At 62.1% G+C, this 13,979-nt stretch carries 12 protein-coding genes; 4 read left to right on the top strand and 8 right to left on the bottom strand.

Going from position 1 to position 13,979, the window contains the following annotated elements; translation table 11 throughout:
- Window positions 1–9: 9 nt before the first annotated feature.
- The 6 genes from J2X15_RS15685 to J2X15_RS15660 form a co-directional block, all read right to left on the bottom strand.
- Entirely contained in the window at window positions 10–1,182 is a 1,173-nt protein-coding gene (locus J2X15_RS15685) for a BMP family ABC transporter substrate-binding protein (RefSeq protein ID WP_310344415.1), read from the bottom strand.
- A gap of 134 nt (window positions 1,183–1,316) precedes the next feature.
- Complete coding sequence (locus J2X15_RS15680; RefSeq protein ID WP_310344413.1) at window positions 1,317–2,474, bottom strand: BMP family ABC transporter substrate-binding protein; 1,158 nt, start codon at window positions 2,472–2,474, stop codon at window positions 1,317–1,319.
- A 47-nt stretch (window positions 2,475–2,521) separates the two neighbouring features.
- A complete protein-coding gene (locus J2X15_RS15675; RefSeq protein WP_310344411.1) occupies window positions 2,522–3,442 on the bottom strand; it encodes an ABC transporter permease in 921 nt (306 codons plus the stop codon).
- Window positions 3,442–4,524 (bottom strand): ABC transporter permease, encoded by a 1,083-nt coding sequence (locus J2X15_RS15670; RefSeq protein WP_310344410.1) that lies wholly within the window; start codon window positions 4,522–4,524, stop codon window positions 3,442–3,444. Before J2X15_RS15670 ends, J2X15_RS15675 begins: the two co-directional genes overlap by 1 nt.
- Entirely contained in the window at window positions 4,517–6,085 is a 1,569-nt protein-coding gene (locus J2X15_RS15665) for an ABC transporter ATP-binding protein (RefSeq protein ID WP_310344408.1), read from the bottom strand. The genes J2X15_RS15670 and J2X15_RS15665 overlap by 8 nt, the downstream gene beginning before the upstream one ends.
- A 13-nt stretch (window positions 6,086–6,098) precedes the next feature.
- Window positions 6,099–7,031, bottom strand: coding sequence for a LysR family transcriptional regulator (locus tag J2X15_RS15660; RefSeq protein ID WP_310344406.1), 933 nt, complete (start codon window positions 7,029–7,031; stop codon window positions 6,099–6,101).
- Window positions 7,032–7,117: 86 nt separating this feature from the next.
- Between J2X15_RS15660 and xdhA the strand changes: the two genes are divergently transcribed.
- From xdhA to J2X15_RS15645, 3 genes are read left to right on the top strand one after another with little or no spacing between them, the layout of a single operon-like run.
- Window positions 7,118–8,596: a xanthine dehydrogenase small subunit gene (xdhA, locus tag J2X15_RS15655; protein ID WP_310344404.1), complete on the top strand. Its 1,479-nt coding sequence runs from the start codon at window positions 7,118–7,120 to the stop codon at window positions 8,594–8,596.
- The gene (gene xdhB / locus J2X15_RS15650) at window positions 8,593–10,929 is read left to right on the top strand and encodes a xanthine dehydrogenase molybdopterin binding subunit (protein ID WP_310344402.1); all 2,337 of its coding nucleotides are present in this window, start codon (window positions 8,593–8,595) and stop codon (window positions 10,927–10,929) included. The genes xdhA and xdhB overlap by 4 nt, the downstream gene beginning before the upstream one ends.
- Window positions 10,926–11,231 (top strand): helix-turn-helix domain-containing protein, encoded by a 306-nt coding sequence (locus J2X15_RS15645; RefSeq protein ID WP_310344400.1) that lies wholly within the window; start codon window positions 10,926–10,928, stop codon window positions 11,229–11,231. Before xdhB ends, J2X15_RS15645 begins: the two co-directional genes overlap by 4 nt.
- On the opposite strand, the gene J2X15_RS15640 is transcribed toward J2X15_RS15645, so the two are convergent.
- Window positions 11,228–11,407 carry a hypothetical protein gene (locus J2X15_RS15640; protein ID WP_310344398.1) on the bottom strand — a complete coding sequence of 60 codons (180 nt, stop codon included), beginning with the start codon at window positions 11,405–11,407 and terminating at the stop codon, window positions 11,228–11,230. The genes J2X15_RS15645 and J2X15_RS15640 overlap by 4 nt on opposite strands.
- 135 nt (window positions 11,408–11,542) lie before the next feature.
- A complete protein-coding gene (locus J2X15_RS15635; RefSeq protein WP_310344396.1) occupies window positions 11,543–12,697 on the bottom strand; it encodes an NADH-dependent flavin oxidoreductase in 1,155 nt (384 codons plus the stop codon).
- A 220-nt stretch (window positions 12,698–12,917) separates the two neighbouring features.
- On the opposite strand from J2X15_RS15635, the gene J2X15_RS15630 reads away from it, so the two are divergent.
- The gene (locus tag J2X15_RS15630; RefSeq protein ID WP_310344395.1) at window positions 12,918–13,841 is read left to right on the top strand and encodes an AraC family transcriptional regulator; all 924 of its coding nucleotides are present in this window, start codon (window positions 12,918–12,920) and stop codon (window positions 13,839–13,841) included.
- Window positions 13,842–13,979 lie beyond the last annotated feature (138 nt).

Here is a 13,979-nt window from a genome sequence, read left to right as displayed (position 1 = left end):
CAAATGGCCTTACCTGGAGCCCGGCACTTTGCCTTCCACACCCTTGACGTAGAAGTTCATCCCAGCAAGAAACAGGTCATTACCCACCTCTCCCTTCTTCAACATCTCTCTGCCGGTATTGTCCAAGATAGGGCCTTTCCAGACTGAAAAACTTCCCTTCCTCAACCCTGCTTTGACCGCATCGACCCGCGCTTTGACGTCCGCCGGCACATCATCGGCGATAGAGACGACGTCGATCACACCCTCTTTCACACCCCACCAGCGCTGCCCCATAGTCCATGTTCCATCCAAGACATCTTTAGTAGCCTTAATGTAGTACGGCCCCCAGTTAATGACGGAGGATGCCAGGTGGGCCTTGGGACCGTAGGCGGTCATATCGGAATCCCAACCGATGGCACGCTTACCTTTGTCCTGCGCCGTTTGGAGTACTGCTGGTGAATCGGTATTCTGGAACAGGATGTCAGCACCGCCATCCATCAGGTTTGTGGCAGCCGCTGCCTCTTTCGGCGGATTGAACCATTCATTCACCCACACCACCTTGGTCCTGACCTTGGGATTGCTGCTTTGAGCCCCCAGGGTAAAGCCATTAATGTTGCGGATCACTTCAGGGATTGGGATGGAGGCCACTACACCCAGCGTGCCGGTCTTGGTCATCTTTCCGGCTATCACACCAGCCAAGTAAGCACCTTCGTAGGTGCGGCCATCGTAGGTGCTCATGTTCTCGGCTAGCTTATAGCCAGTGGCGTGCTCAAACTTCACCCCTTTGAACTGAGAAGCAGCTTTGAGCATGGGCTCCATGTACCCAAAGGTGGTACCAAAAATCAAGGTATTGCCTCGTATGGCACCTTCACGAATTACGCGCAATGCAACCTCGGACTCTGGGACATTTTCAATATAGGTTGTTTGAATCTTGTCCCCAAACACGCGTACCAATTCTTTTCTTGCTTTTTCATGCGAAAAAGTCCAACCGCCATCCCCCACAGGGCCAACATATAAAAAGAGAACATTGAGTGGGGCCGCCTTTGGCAAAGGCTGGACGCTCGTTACTGCTGTCGCGGACACTGACGCAGGCCGCGGAACAAATGGAAGCAGAGCCGGATTAGACGCAACGACTGGCTCCGGCTTCTTTTCAACCGCACATCCAACAAGCAAAACGCTCAACACTAACCAAGCTACCGGCATACTTGTTCGAGCCTGGTTGGCCCAGTAGCTGATGTGAAGGCGTGTGTTTTTTATAGTACTCACATCTCTCCCTTTTTACTTTTGAAATTAAAAAAAGGCCGCATGAATGCGGCCTTTTCGATTGCAACAACCAATTACTTGGCGCCAGGGACCTTGCCTTCCACGCCCTTGACGTAGAAGTTCACACCAGACAGGAACTTGTCGTCGGCCGTTTCGCCGTCTTTCAAGACTTCCTTGCCAGCGTTGTCTTTCAGCGGGCCCTTCCAGATGGCGAAGGTGCCGTCGGCCAGACCCTTCTTCACTTCGTCGACCTTGGCCTTGGTTTCTGCAGGCACGTCTTCCGCGATGGACACGATGTCAATCGCGCCTTCTTTCACGCCCCACCAGCTGCTGCCACTGGCCCATTTACCGGCCAGCGCATCTTTGGTGGTCTTGATGTAGTACGGACCCCAGTTGATCACGCTGGAAGCCAGGTGAGCCTTGGGACCGTAGGCGGTCATGTCGGAATCCCAGCCGAAGGCGCGCTTGCCCTTGGCTTCGGCGGTCTTCAGCACGGCGGGAGAGTCGGTGTTTTGGAACAGAACGTCGGCACCGCCATTGATCAGGCTGGTAGCGGCTTCGGTTTCTTTGGGTGGGTTGAACCACTCGTTCACCCATACCACCTTGGTCTTGATCTTGGGGTTGCTGCTCTGGGCGCCCAAGGTGAAGCTGTTGATGTTGCGGATCACTTCAGGGATTGGCACCGAAGCCACCACGCCCAGCGTACCGGTCTTGGTCATCTTGCCGGCAATCACGCCTGCCATATACGCGCCTTCATAGGTACGGCTGTCGTAGGTGGCCATGTTCTCGGCAGTCTTGTAGCCGGTGGCGTGCTCGAACTTCACGTCCTTGAATTCAGGAGCCACCTTGAGCATGGTTTCCATGTAGCCGAAGGTGGTACCGAAAATCAGCTTGTTGCCTTGGGAAGCCATGTCGCGGATCACGCGCTCAGCGTCGGCCGACTCCGGCACGTTTTCCACAAAAGACGTGACGATCTTGTCGCCAAACTCTTTTTCCAGCGCCTTGCGACCGTTGTCGTGCGCAAATGTCCAGCCGCCGTCGCCCACAGGGCCCACGTAGGCGAATGCAATCTTCAGGGGTTCTGGCTTGGCTGGTGCGGGAGCCGACGCGGCAGGTGCCGGTGCGGGCGCAGGTGCCGGCTCTTCCTTCTTGCCGCAACCCACCAGGGCAGCGCTCGCAACGGCCGTCAGGGCCGCAATCTTGAGCAATGAACGTTTCTGCAAATCTGTCATGTCACTTCCTTATAAAAAACGAGGGATGAAAACGAAACAATCAGGTATCACGAGCCCGGATAAAACGGCTTGCCAATGGAAGCAGGCATGTTAATCCGAATCCAACGCGGGTTTCGCGATATCAGGGCCAGCACCACGATGGTGGCCACATAGGGCATGCTGCTGAGCAACTGGCTGGGAATGTCTACGCCAATGCTCTGCAAATGAAAGTCCAGCATGGTGACGCCGCCAAACAGGTAGGCTCCAAGCAACACCCGTGCCGGGCGCCAGGTGGCGAAGGTCGTCAGCGCCAGGGCAATCCAGCCCTTGCCGGCGACCATGTCCTGGGTCCAGCCGGGGGTGTAGACAATCGACAGGTACGCGCCGGCCAGGCCACACAAGGCCCCACCCACGATGACCGCCAGCAGGCGAATGCGGCGCACCGGGTAGCCCAGCGCATGGGCAGACTCCGGGCTCTCACCCACGCTGCGCAGGATCAGGCCCGAGCGGGTGCGGTACAAAAACCAAATCAGGGCGCCGGCAAACACCACCGTGAGGTACACCAGCGGGTGTTGTTTGAATACGGCCGAGCCCAGGAAAGGGATGTCTGACAAACCGGGGATGGCGAAGACCGGGCGCTGGGGAATCTTCTCCTGCACATAGGAGATGCCGACAAAGGCCGAGAAGCCGCCACCAAACAGGCTCAGCGCCAGGCCGGTGGCGTACTGGTTGGTATTGAGCCAAATGACCAGGCCGCCAAAAATGGCGGCCATCAGGGCCCCGGCCCCCATGCCGGCCGCAAAACCCATGGTGTCACTGCCGGTGTGGACCACCGTGGCAAAGCCCGCAATGGCGGCGCAGAGCATGATGCCCTCGGCCCCCAGGTTCACGATGCCGGCTTTCTCGTTGATCAACAGACCCAGCGAAGCAATGGCCAGCAGCGTGCCCGCATTCAGCGTGGCCGCAATCAGAAGTGCGTAGGATTCCATCAGACTTTCCCTCCCTGCGCGACCCGTTTGAAGCGGTAGTTCACCAGCGTGTCGCAGGCCAGCAAGGAAAACAACAGCAGCCCCTGGAACACACCGGTGAGCGACTTGGGCAGGCCCAGGCGGGACTGCGCCAGCTCACCGCCGATATAGAACATGCTCATCAGCAGCGCGGAAAACACCATGCCCACCGGGTGCAGGCGCCCCACATAGGCCACGATGATGGCGGCAAAACCGTAGCCGGCAGGCACATAGGGCGTGAGCTGCCCGATGGGTCCGGCCACTTCCAGCGCACCCGCCATGCCGGCCAGCCCACCGGACACCAGCAACGCAATCCACAGTGCGCGGCGCGACGAGAAGCCCGCATAGCGTGCAGCTGCCGGAGCCAGGCCGCCCACCTGTTGGGCAAAGCCAGCCCGGGTGCGGAACAAAAACACCCACAGGCCTGCCACCCCCAGCAGCGCCAGGATGGCGCCAATGCTCAGGCGCGACCCCTGGAACAAACGCGGGATGCGGGTGGCCACTTCAAAGGTCTTGGTTTGGGGAAAGTTATAACCGCCGGGGTCTTTCCATGGCCCCACCACCACATAGCCCAGCACCTGCACGGCCACATACACCAGCATCAGACTAACCAGAATTTCATTGGCATTGCATTTGTCGCGCAGAAACGCGGTCAGCCCGGCCCACAGCATGCCGCCGACAATGCCCGCCAGCAGAATGGGAATGACGATCCAGCCGCCCGTGGTCTTTTCGGCCATCAGGGCCACACCGCTGGCTGCCACCGCGCCAATGATGTACTGCCCCTCTGCCCCGATGTTCCAGACGTTGGAACGGAAACTCACCGCCAGGCCAAGTGCAATAAGCAACAGCGGCGTGGCTTTGACCGCCAGCTCGCCCAATGCATAGCCGCTTTTGATGGGCTCCCAGAAAAACACCTGCAGGCCGCGCACCGGGTCTTTGCCCACCAGCGCGAACAGCGCCACCCCGATGAGCACGGTGCACAACAGTGCCAGTAACGGAGAGCCGTAGCTCCAGAATTGCGAGGGCTGCTGGCGGGCCTCCAGCTTGAAGCGGAAATCAGCCATGGGCCACCTCCGCTTGCACAGGCGCGTTCCACAAACCACTCATCCACTCTCCAATCTTTTCCACCGTGGCCTCGGCCACTGGCACCGAAGGCGACAGCTTGCCACGTGCAATCACGTGCAGGCGGTCGCTCACCTCAAACAGCTCTTCCAGTTCTTCGCTGACCACCAGCACGGCGCAACCCGCGTCGCGCAGGGCCAGGATGGCACCGCGGATTTGCGCGGCCGCCCCCACGTCCACACCCCAGGTGGGCTGGGACACGATGAACAGCTTGGGTGCTGCGTCAATCTCGCGCCCGACGATGAACTTCTGCAGATTGCCGCCCGACAGCGAGCGCGCCACGGCGGTGGGCCCGTTGGCTTTCACACCGAAGGTCTTGATGATGCGGGCGGCATGCTCTTCGAGTTGGCGCACGCGGATCCAGCCCCCGGCAAACTTGGGCATGGAGATGGAGCCGGTGCGGGTCAGCAACATGTTCTGCGCAAGGCTCAGCGTGGGCACGGCGCCGCGGCCCAGGCGCTCTTCAGGCACAAAGTGCAGACCCAGCGCACGCCGTGCGCCCGGGTGCAAGGCCGACACATCGGTCGCCCCCATGCGCACGCTGCCCTTGGGTGCGCGGAAGTCCTCGCCCGATAGCGCGTACAGCAGTTCTTTTTGGCCATTGCCCGACACCCCGGCAATGCCGACCACCTCGCCCGCATGCACGGTCAGCGAGATGCCATCCAGGTCCACGCCAAACTGGTCTTCACGCGCCAGGCTCAGCTGGCTCACGCTCAACACCGGGGCGCCGGCATGCAGGGGCCGGTGCTCCAGCTGCGGCGGCTCGGCACCAATCATCAGGCGCGAGAGCGAGGCGTTCGATTCTTCGGCCGGGTTGCACACGCCGGTGACCTTGCCGCCGCGCAGCACAGTGCACGCGTTGCAGAGTTCGCGGATTTCGTGCAGCTTGTGGCTGATGTAGAGGATGCTGCAGCCCTGCGAGGCCAGCTTTTTCAGCACCACAAACAACTTCTCAACCGCCTGCGGTGTCAGCACGGAGGTGGGCTCGTCCAGGATCAGCAGCTGCGGGTTGGTCAGCAGCGCACGGATGATTTCCACCCGCTGCATCTCGCCCACGCTGAGCGTGTGCACCGGGCGGCTGGGGTCGATGTCCAGGCCGTATTCGGTGGCCTTGGCGGTGATGCTGGCCGTCACATGCTCCAGGCTTTGCGCCTTGTCCAGGCCCAGCCAGACGTTCTCGGCCACGGTGATGGTGTCAAACAGGTTGAAGTGCTGGAACACCATGCTGATGCCCAGGGCCCGTGCTTCTTTGGGGTTGCGGATGGTGACGGGCTTGCCATTGAACAGCACCTGGCCGGCATCGGGCTTGACCGAGCCGTAGATGATCTTCATCAGCGTGGACTTGCCGGCCCCGTTTTCGCCCAACACCGCATGGGTCTGGCCCGGCAGCACGCTGAGCGACACGTCGCTGTTGGCCACCACGCCGGGGTAGGCCTTGGTGATGCCGGTGAGCTGCAGGCGGGGAACGGAGGAATGCGGGGAGTCTGGTACAGGTGGGGCCATGGGTGCGTGTCTTTTATTCTTTTCGGAGTTCGGCCGCGACCGACTTGATGCGCTCACGCAGCCACTTGTTGGAAGCGCTGGTATGGGTGCGGGCGTGCCAAAGCTGGTAATACATCATGCGAGGGAACTCCACGGGGCAAGGCAGTATTTTGACGGGCAGTGTGTCCACAAACCGTTCGCAGTACTGCCGGCCGGTGGTGAGCACCAGCAAGGTTGATGCCACCATGCCCGGAATCAGCCCGAAATGCGGGCAGCGCGCCACGATATGGCGCTGCAGGCCCAGGCCACTCAGGTGGTCGTCAATCACGCCCTTGGCTCCGGGGTGGGTGGCGCCGGGCGCAATGTGCTCGGCCTCCAGCCAGGAGGTCTGGTCCCAGCCGCGGCGCACCGCGGGGTGCTTTTTGGACACCAGGCACACCACCTCGTCGCCAAACAGGCGGCCCAGGTGCAGGTCGTCGGGGGGCTGCGGCCAGTTGCCAATCACCACGTCAATATCGCCCTGGGCCAGCAGCGCGCGGTAGTCACTGGCGCCAGACAGCGCGTGGATCTCGATCTCTGCCATGGGCGCGTGCGACTTGATCTGCGCCACCAGCTGGGGCAGAAACAGCGGGTCCAGGTAGTCGCTGGCGGCCAGGCGGAAGGTGTTGCGCGCGGTGGCGGGCTCGAAGCCGCGAGCGTCGGAGAACAGCATCTCGGCGGCACGCAATATGCTGGCACTGGGCTCCAGCATGCGCAACGCCGTCTCGGTGGGCACCATGCCCGAGCCGGAACGCACCAACAGGGGGTCACCGGCAAAGTCCCGCAGGCGCTTCAGCGACGCGCTCACCGCCGGCTGGTGCATGCCCAGACGGATGGCGGCTTTGGAAACGCTGCGCTCGGTTAACACGGTATGAAGGACCCTGATGAGATGAAGGTCTATCTTGTCGAAAAGGGATTGGTCTCTCATACAGGCGTGTAAATTGGTGCCATATGCTAATGCGTATGGGAGCGATGCCACTCCCGACTTACCCTCCCGCACGAGGAACCCATTCCATGACAACCCAAGTTTTGAGATTCATCCGCCGCGGCGAGATCGTGACACTGGCCGATGTGCCCCCCACCCGCACCCTGCTGGAGGTGCTGCGCGAGGACCTGCACTGCACTGGCACCAAGGAAGGCTGCAACGAAGGCGACTGCGGCGCCTGCACCGTGGTGGTGGGTGAAGAAGTCAATGGCCAACTGCAGACCAAGGCCGTCAACAGCTGTATCAAGATGGCGCACAGCCTGGACGGCAAGGCGCTGTGGACCGTGGAAGACATTGCCGCCGACGACGGCTGCCTGCACCCCGCCCAAGAAGCCATGGTGCAGTGCCACGGCAGCCAGTGCGGCTTTTGCACGCCCGGCTTTGTCATGAGCCTGTTTGGCCTGTACCAGCAGCACGCCCACGCCGGCCAGCCCATCACCCGGGCCGACGCCCAGCACGCGCTGAGCGGCAACCTGTGCCGCTGCACCGGCTACCGGCCGATTCTGGACGCGGCGCAGACCATGCTGGGCCTGCCCGCCGTACCCGTGGACGAGGCCAAGACGCTATCAAAACTGAAGCAGCTCGCGCAGATTCCACGGGGGCTAGAAGCCGATTTGGCATATAAATCACCCACCACGCTGCCCGCGCTGCTGGCAGCGCGCGCCAAGCACCCGCAGGCGCAAATCGTGGCCGGCTGTACCGACGTGGGCCTGTGGGTCAACAAGATGCACATGGACTTCCCCCAGGTGCTGGACGTGACCCAGGTGGCCGAACTGCGCCGCGTGGAGCACTACCGCCACCACATCGCCGTCGGCGCAGCCGTCACGCTGACCGACGCCTTTGCCGCGCTGGTGGCCGACCGGCCACAGCTGGGCGCCTTTGCCAGCCGCTTTGCCGGCCTGCCGGTGCGCAACGCCGGCACGCTGGGCGGCAATGTGGCCAATGGCTCGCCGATTGGCGACTCCATGCCGCTCTTGATTGCCCTGGGGGCCAACGTGGTGCTGATGGCATTGCGCAAAGGAAAGGTAACCCACCGCGAGCTGCGCCTGGAAGACCTGTACACCGGCTACCGCAAAAACGTGATGGCCCCGGACGAGGTGCTGGCCTGGATCAAGGTGCCCAAGGCGGTGCCTGCGGAAAGGTCTAGGGTTTACAAAATCTCCAAGCGCTTTGAAGATGACATCTCGGCCGTCTGCCTGGCGCTGAACCTGCATATCGTGGATGGCCAGGTGGTGCACGCCAGCGTTGGCGTGGGCGGCGTGGCAGCCACGCCGGTGCGGGCCCGCAAGACCGAAGCGGCGCTGACCGGCGAGGCCTGGACGGCCGACACCGTGATGACCGCCATGGCCACGCTGCGCGGCGAGTTCTCGCCCATCTCGGACATGCGCGCCAGCAGCGCCTACCGCACCGAGGTGCTGGGCAACCTGCTGCAACGCTACTGGCTGGAGAGCCAGGGCCTGGCCGCCGTCAACCTGGAAAGCTTTGTGCTGGAAGGAGAAGCCGCATGAACGCCAACACCCCCCTCACCGGCCTGCTGCCCACCCACGCCGCCGGCGTGTCCCACGCGCACGAAAGCGCCGTGGCCCAGGTGGCCGGCGCGGTGCACTACATCGACGACCTGCCGGAAGTGCGCGGTACGCTGCATGCGGCGCCCATCCTCTCGAACGTCGCGCACGGCAAGCTGCTGGGCGTGGACAGCAGCGCCGCGCTGGCCATGCCTGGCGTGGTGAGCGTAGTGCTGAGCGAGGACATTCCCGGCGACCCCATGCTGGCCGCCTTTGCCGGCGACGAGCCCGTGTTTGCCATGGACACCGTGCAGTTTGTCGGCCAGGTGGTGGGCGTGGTGGTGGCGCACACCGCCATGCAGGCGCGCCACGCGGCGCGCAAGGTCAGGCTCAACATTGAAGCCCTGCCCGCCGTGCTGACCGTGCAGCAGGCGCTGGACGCCAAGAGTTTTGTGCTGCCCCCCGTGACCGTGAAGCGCGGCGACGCCTCCGCTGCACTGGCCGCGGCGCCGCACACGCTGCACGGCACGCTGGAGGTGGGCGGCCAGGAGCACTTTTACCTGGAAGGGCAAATTGCCTATGCCATGCCGCTGGAGCAAAACCAGTGGTGGATTTACAGCAGCACCCAGCACCCGGGCGAAGTGCAGCACTGGGTGAGCCACGCGTTGGGCATCGACAACCATGCCGTGCGCGTGGAGTGCCGGCGCATGGGCGGCGGCTTCGGCGGCAAGGAAACGCAAGCCGGCCACCTGGCCGTGTGGGCCGCCGTGGCCGCAGTGAAGACCAAGCGCGCCGTCAAGCTGCGCATGGACCGCGACGATGACTTCATGGTCACCGGCAAGCGCCACCCCTTTGCCTACGAGTACACAGCGGGCTTTGACGACAGCGGCCGCCTGACAGCGCTGCAGCTGCAGATGGCGGCCAACTGCGGCTTCAGCGCCGACCTGTCGGGCCCCGTGGCCGACCGCGCCATCTTCCACAGCGACAACGCCTACTACCTGCAGGATGTGGACATCACGTCGTACCGCTGCAAGACGAACACGCAGAGCCACACGGCGTTTCGTGGCTTCGGTGGCCCACAGGGCGTCATCCTCATCGAGACCATCATGGGCGACATCGCCCGCGCTCTCAAGTTGGACCCGCTGGATGTGCGCCTGCGCAACCTGTACAGCGACGAGGCCATTGCCGGCACCGACCAGAAGCGGGATACGACCCACTACCAGATGAAGGTGGAGGACAACATCCTCCAGCCGCTGCTATCAAAACTGGAGCTATCCGCGCACTACCGACGCCGGGTAGCGGCCATTTCTACTTGGAACGCCAGCAGCCCGGTGCTCAAGCGCGGTATTGCCATCACGCCGGTCAAGTTCGGCATCAGCTTCACCGCCACGCTGTTCAACCAGGCTGGCGCGCTGGTGCATGTGTACACCGACGGCAGCGTGCAGGTGAACCACGGCGGCACCGAGATGGGCCAGGGCCTGCACACCAAGGTGGCGCAGATCGTGGCGGACGAGCTGGGCATTCCGTTTGTGCGCGTGCTGTGCACCGCGAGCGACACCAGCAAGGTGCCCAACGCATCGGCCACCGCCGCCAGCGCCGGCACCGACCTGAACGGCCGCGCCGCCCAGTTTGCCGCGCGCCATGTGCGCGACAACCTGGCAGCCTTTGTCTGCGGGCTGGACAGCTGCGGCGCCGGCGCCATCAAGTTCAAGGGTGGGCAGGTGTTCTCGCCCGTAGCCACGCGCAGCTTTGACGAGGTGGTGAAGCTGGCCTACGCCAACCGCATCCAGCTGTGGAGCGACGGCTTCTACCGCACGCCCAAAATCCACTACGACAAGACCACGCTCACCGGCCGGCCGTTCTACTACTTTGCCTATGGCGCAGCTTGCACCGAAGTCGTCATCGACACTCTGACGGGCGAAAGCAAGGTGCTCAAAGTGGACATCCTCCACGACGTGGGCCGCAGCATCAACCCGGCCATCGACGTGGGGCAGATCGAAGGCGGCTTTGTGCAGGGCATGGGCTGGCTGACCACTGAGCAGCTGGTGTGGAACGACAAGGGTTACCTGAGCACCCACGCGCCCAGCACCTACAAGATTCCCACCGCCGGCGATGTGCCCGAGCACTTCAAGGTGGACCTGTGGCCCGAGCCCAACCGCGAGGACAACGTGTTTGGCAGCAAGGCCGTGGGCGAGCCGCCGTTCATGCTGGCCATCAGCGTCTACGAAGCGCTGCGCGACGCGGTGGCGCAGGCGCGTGGAGACGGCACTGCGGTGCGGCTAACCGCCCCGGCCACGGCCGAAAACGTGCTGCGCGCGTTACAGTCCGGGGCATGACGCCAGACACCGCCACCACCCCCACTCCACGCCCACTGCCCATCACGCTGACCATGCCCATTCCCACGGGCGAGCAGCTCAAGGCCGCGCGCGTTGCGGCCGGGCTGAACCAGGCCCAGGCGGCCGAGCTAATGGGTTACTCATTGCAAACCGGCAGCCGCGGCGGCCTGCAGTCCCGCACTTGGCAGGCGCTGGAAAGCCCTACCGACGAGCGCTGCATGCAGGGCCCCATGTTCGCCATGTTTTTGCTGCTGACCGGGCAGCACCCGGCCTACACCCTGGTACCCAAGACGCCAGACTAAGGCAGCTGCTGCGGTGCGTTGCCGCTGCGGTCGGTGAAGCTTGGGATCGGCCCCGGCAGCCACCAGCAGGCCCGTGTACTGCTCGTCCAGGTGACCGCCAGGTGCACCGCCACAGCGTTGTCTGCACGTCGCACGGCGCGCACAGTGCCAGCGCGGTCCACCACGGTGGTGGTCACGGCTTAGCCCTTGTCCTGGCAGAAAGCAACGGCGGCGAACAGGGCGATGGAGGCGATTGCGAGGGCAGACAGGGACTTGTTCATACGGACTCCGTGCGTCAGCCTTTGTAGCCGATTCCCAAGCAATTCACTCGTTCACTCCACAACCGCAGCTTCCTTGGCGAGCGTGAACCAACCCTTCATGGCCCGGATCACATTCCACAAGCTGTCGGGGATCGCCAGCAGTGGTACGTGTTCAGAATCAAGCATCGTGGTAATTTCTGCCTCCCGGCCTTCGCTGGCGAGTTCGACCCACTTCGGATTCATCACCAAACCCTGTCCGATTGCGACTAGTGACAGGCCAACCGTTAATGCTTTTTCGGCGTCCCCCGGCGTCCGGATAAGACCCGCCGCAATCAAAGGAACGCGGTCACCCACGTGCTGGACAATCAGCTCGGCGGTCGTGTGCTCGCCGGTATGGTCCACGGGTTTGGCATTCGGAATGTCAAAGAGCGATGCATGGATGTAGTCGATGCCGGTCTCAATCAGCCGATCGATCAGCACGTAGGTATCGCCAATGCGCAGTCCTCCCTCGTCCGACTCTTCCGGCGAAATGCGGTAGCCAAGCAGGAAAGGCCGCTTGGCGCGTTCGGCGATTACCCGCTGCACTTCGCGCACCACGGCCAGCGGAAAGCGCATGCGGTTTTCGAGAGAGCCACCCCATTCATCATTGCGCTGGTTGGAGAAAGGCGAGAAGAAATTCTGGATAAGAAAGCCATGGGCACCATGCAGCTCGATGCCGTCGAAGCCTGCCTCGATGGCGCGGCGGGCCGCGTCGCCAAAAGCCATGATGATCTCCTCAACTTCTTCCTGGGTCAGGGCGTGGCTGGTCACTTCATTGTCATTGAACGGGCTGGGAGGCACCTTCAGTGCGCTGGCACTGACAACGCGGCCATCCGGCACTAGTTGTGGAAGGGCCTTGTTGCCTGCATGGAAGATCTGCAGGATGGCGGGAGCGCCGCCGCACTTGGCTGCTTCTGACAAGCGACGAAGGCTGGGAATGAAGCGGTCGTCATGACTGGCGAACTCGTCGGTGAAGCCGATGCCGTCCGGCGTCACGTGCGTGCAACCCGTCACCACCATGCCGACGCCTTTGACGCGCGCCCGGTAGTAGGCCACCTCCTGGTCGGAGATGGTGCCGTCCGGGTTGGACGACCAGGTCGTCATCGGCGCCATCACGGCGCGGTTGCGCAGGATCACACCGTTCTTGAAAGCAAAAGGCTGGAACAGCTTCGTTTTGGTTTGGGTCATTGAATTGAATCTCCGTTGTTGAAAAAGAAAGTCCGCGGCCGGTTGTGGACTGATGGCAAGTAGTGTGGCCCTGAATGCCTCTGATTCATTTGCCAAAACCGCCACGTTTTTTGCCCAATTCAATGAAAGTCAATCAAAACTGGATTTTGTTGATATCGGAAAATGCTAAACTTTGGTTCTGCAGTTTGAAGCCAAAGACGCAACTTCACGGAGATATTGAATGGTGATTCAAGCACAACCGGATATCAGTGAACTTGCCGGTCTGATCGACAACATTGCACAAAACGATGGAGACTACGATACGCCGATTCCGGCGCTGAAGTTTCGTCGCTGCAGTTCCACCACCGATCCGATGCCCTGCATCTATGGTCTGGGCCTTGTGCTCATCGTGCAGGGCGGCAAGCGGGTCACACTGGGCGATGATGTCTTCGACTACGGGGCTGGACAATCCCTTATCGCAACCGTGGACTTGCCCGTTGTGTCGTATGTCACCCGCGCCAGCTCCGCAGAACCGTTCCTCGGGATGTGGCTGGAACTGGATGCCCGCGTCATCGCCCAGTTGGCGGCAGAAATGGAGTTTGCGATGCCGCTCCAGGCTTCGACGACGCGAGCAATGTCCGTCGAAACGCTGGATGAAGGCCTGAAGGACGCGCTGACCCGGCTAGTCCGGCTGCTGGCCGAACCGCCGCTGATTCCCCTCCTTGCCCCCTTGATCCAGCAGGAGATCGTTGTCCGTTTGCTGAGTGGTGGGCATGGCCCCTGTCTGCGCCGCCTCGTTGCGGTTGGCTCCCCGAGCCAGCAAATTGCCAAGGTAATCACCTGGCTGAAACAGAACTACACGGAGAACGTACCGATGGATGATCTTGCGGCTAAAGCCCATATGAGTCCATCAACATTCCGGCAGCATTTTCGTGCTGTGGTCGGCATGAGCCCCTTGCAGTACCTGAAGAACCATCGCCTGCAGGATGCCCGACAACTGATGCTCAATGAAAACCTGGATGCGGGCAGCGCGGCGGTGCGTGTCGGGTATGAGAGCGCATCCCAGTTCAGTCGGGAATACAGCCGACTATTTGGCGAGCCACCAAATCGCGATATCAGACGGATGCGGGAATCCACCTGGGCAAGAGACGGACACCGCTACTGAGAGCGGGCAACTCGGCATCGTTGCGGGCCAGCTGCGCTGACATTGTTGATTTCCGTTGAAAACTGATCCACTGGGGGTGCGGACAAAATCTTGGACTACTTGGAGGTAGTTCATGTATTCGTACGAAGACCGAATCCG

The sequence above is a fragment of the Rhodoferax saidenbachensis genome, from assembly GCF_031457975.1.
Classification (GTDB): domain Bacteria; phylum Pseudomonadota; class Gammaproteobacteria; order Burkholderiales; family Burkholderiaceae_C; genus Allorhodoferax; species Allorhodoferax saidenbachensis_A.
Note: the sequence above shows the minus strand (reverse complement) of the source record. Positions and strands in the feature narration are given on the sequence as shown.

What these genes read in the sequence shown, in the direction of transcription:
- J2X15_RS15685 (WP_310344415.1), bottom strand. Translation starts at nt 1,182, where the DNA reads ATGCCGGTAGCTTGGTTAGTGTTGAGCGTTTTGCTTGTTGGATGTGCG.
- J2X15_RS15680 (WP_310344413.1), bottom strand. Translation starts at nt 2,474, where the DNA reads ATGACAGATTTGCAGAAACGTTCATTGCTCAAGATTGCGGCCCTGACG.
- J2X15_RS15675 (WP_310344411.1), bottom strand. Translation starts at nt 3,442, where the DNA reads ATGGAATCCTACGCACTTCTGATTGCGGCCACGCTGAATGCGGGCACG.
- J2X15_RS15670 (WP_310344410.1), bottom strand. Translation starts at nt 4,524, where the DNA reads ATGGCTGATTTCCGCTTCAAGCTGGAGGCCCGCCAGCAGCCCTCGCAA.
- J2X15_RS15665 (WP_310344408.1), bottom strand. Translation starts at nt 6,085, where the DNA reads ATGGCCCCACCTGTACCAGACTCCCCGCATTCCTCCGTTCCCCGCCTG.
- J2X15_RS15660 (WP_310344406.1), bottom strand. Translation starts at nt 7,031, where the DNA reads ATGAGAGACCAATCCCTTTTCGACAAGATAGACCTTCATCTCATCAGG.
- xdhA (WP_310344404.1), top strand. Translation starts at nt 7,118, where the DNA reads ATGACAACCCAAGTTTTGAGATTCATCCGCCGCGGCGAGATCGTGACA.
- xdhB (WP_310344402.1), top strand. Translation starts at nt 8,593, where the DNA reads ATGAACGCCAACACCCCCCTCACCGGCCTGCTGCCCACCCACGCCGCC.
- J2X15_RS15645 (WP_310344400.1), top strand. Translation starts at nt 10,926, where the DNA reads ATGACGCCAGACACCGCCACCACCCCCACTCCACGCCCACTGCCCATC.
- J2X15_RS15635 (WP_310344396.1), bottom strand. Translation starts at nt 12,697, where the DNA reads ATGACCCAAACCAAAACGAAGCTGTTCCAGCCTTTTGCTTTCAAGAAC.
- J2X15_RS15630 (WP_310344395.1), top strand. Translation starts at nt 12,918, where the DNA reads ATGGTGATTCAAGCACAACCGGATATCAGTGAACTTGCCGGTCTGATC.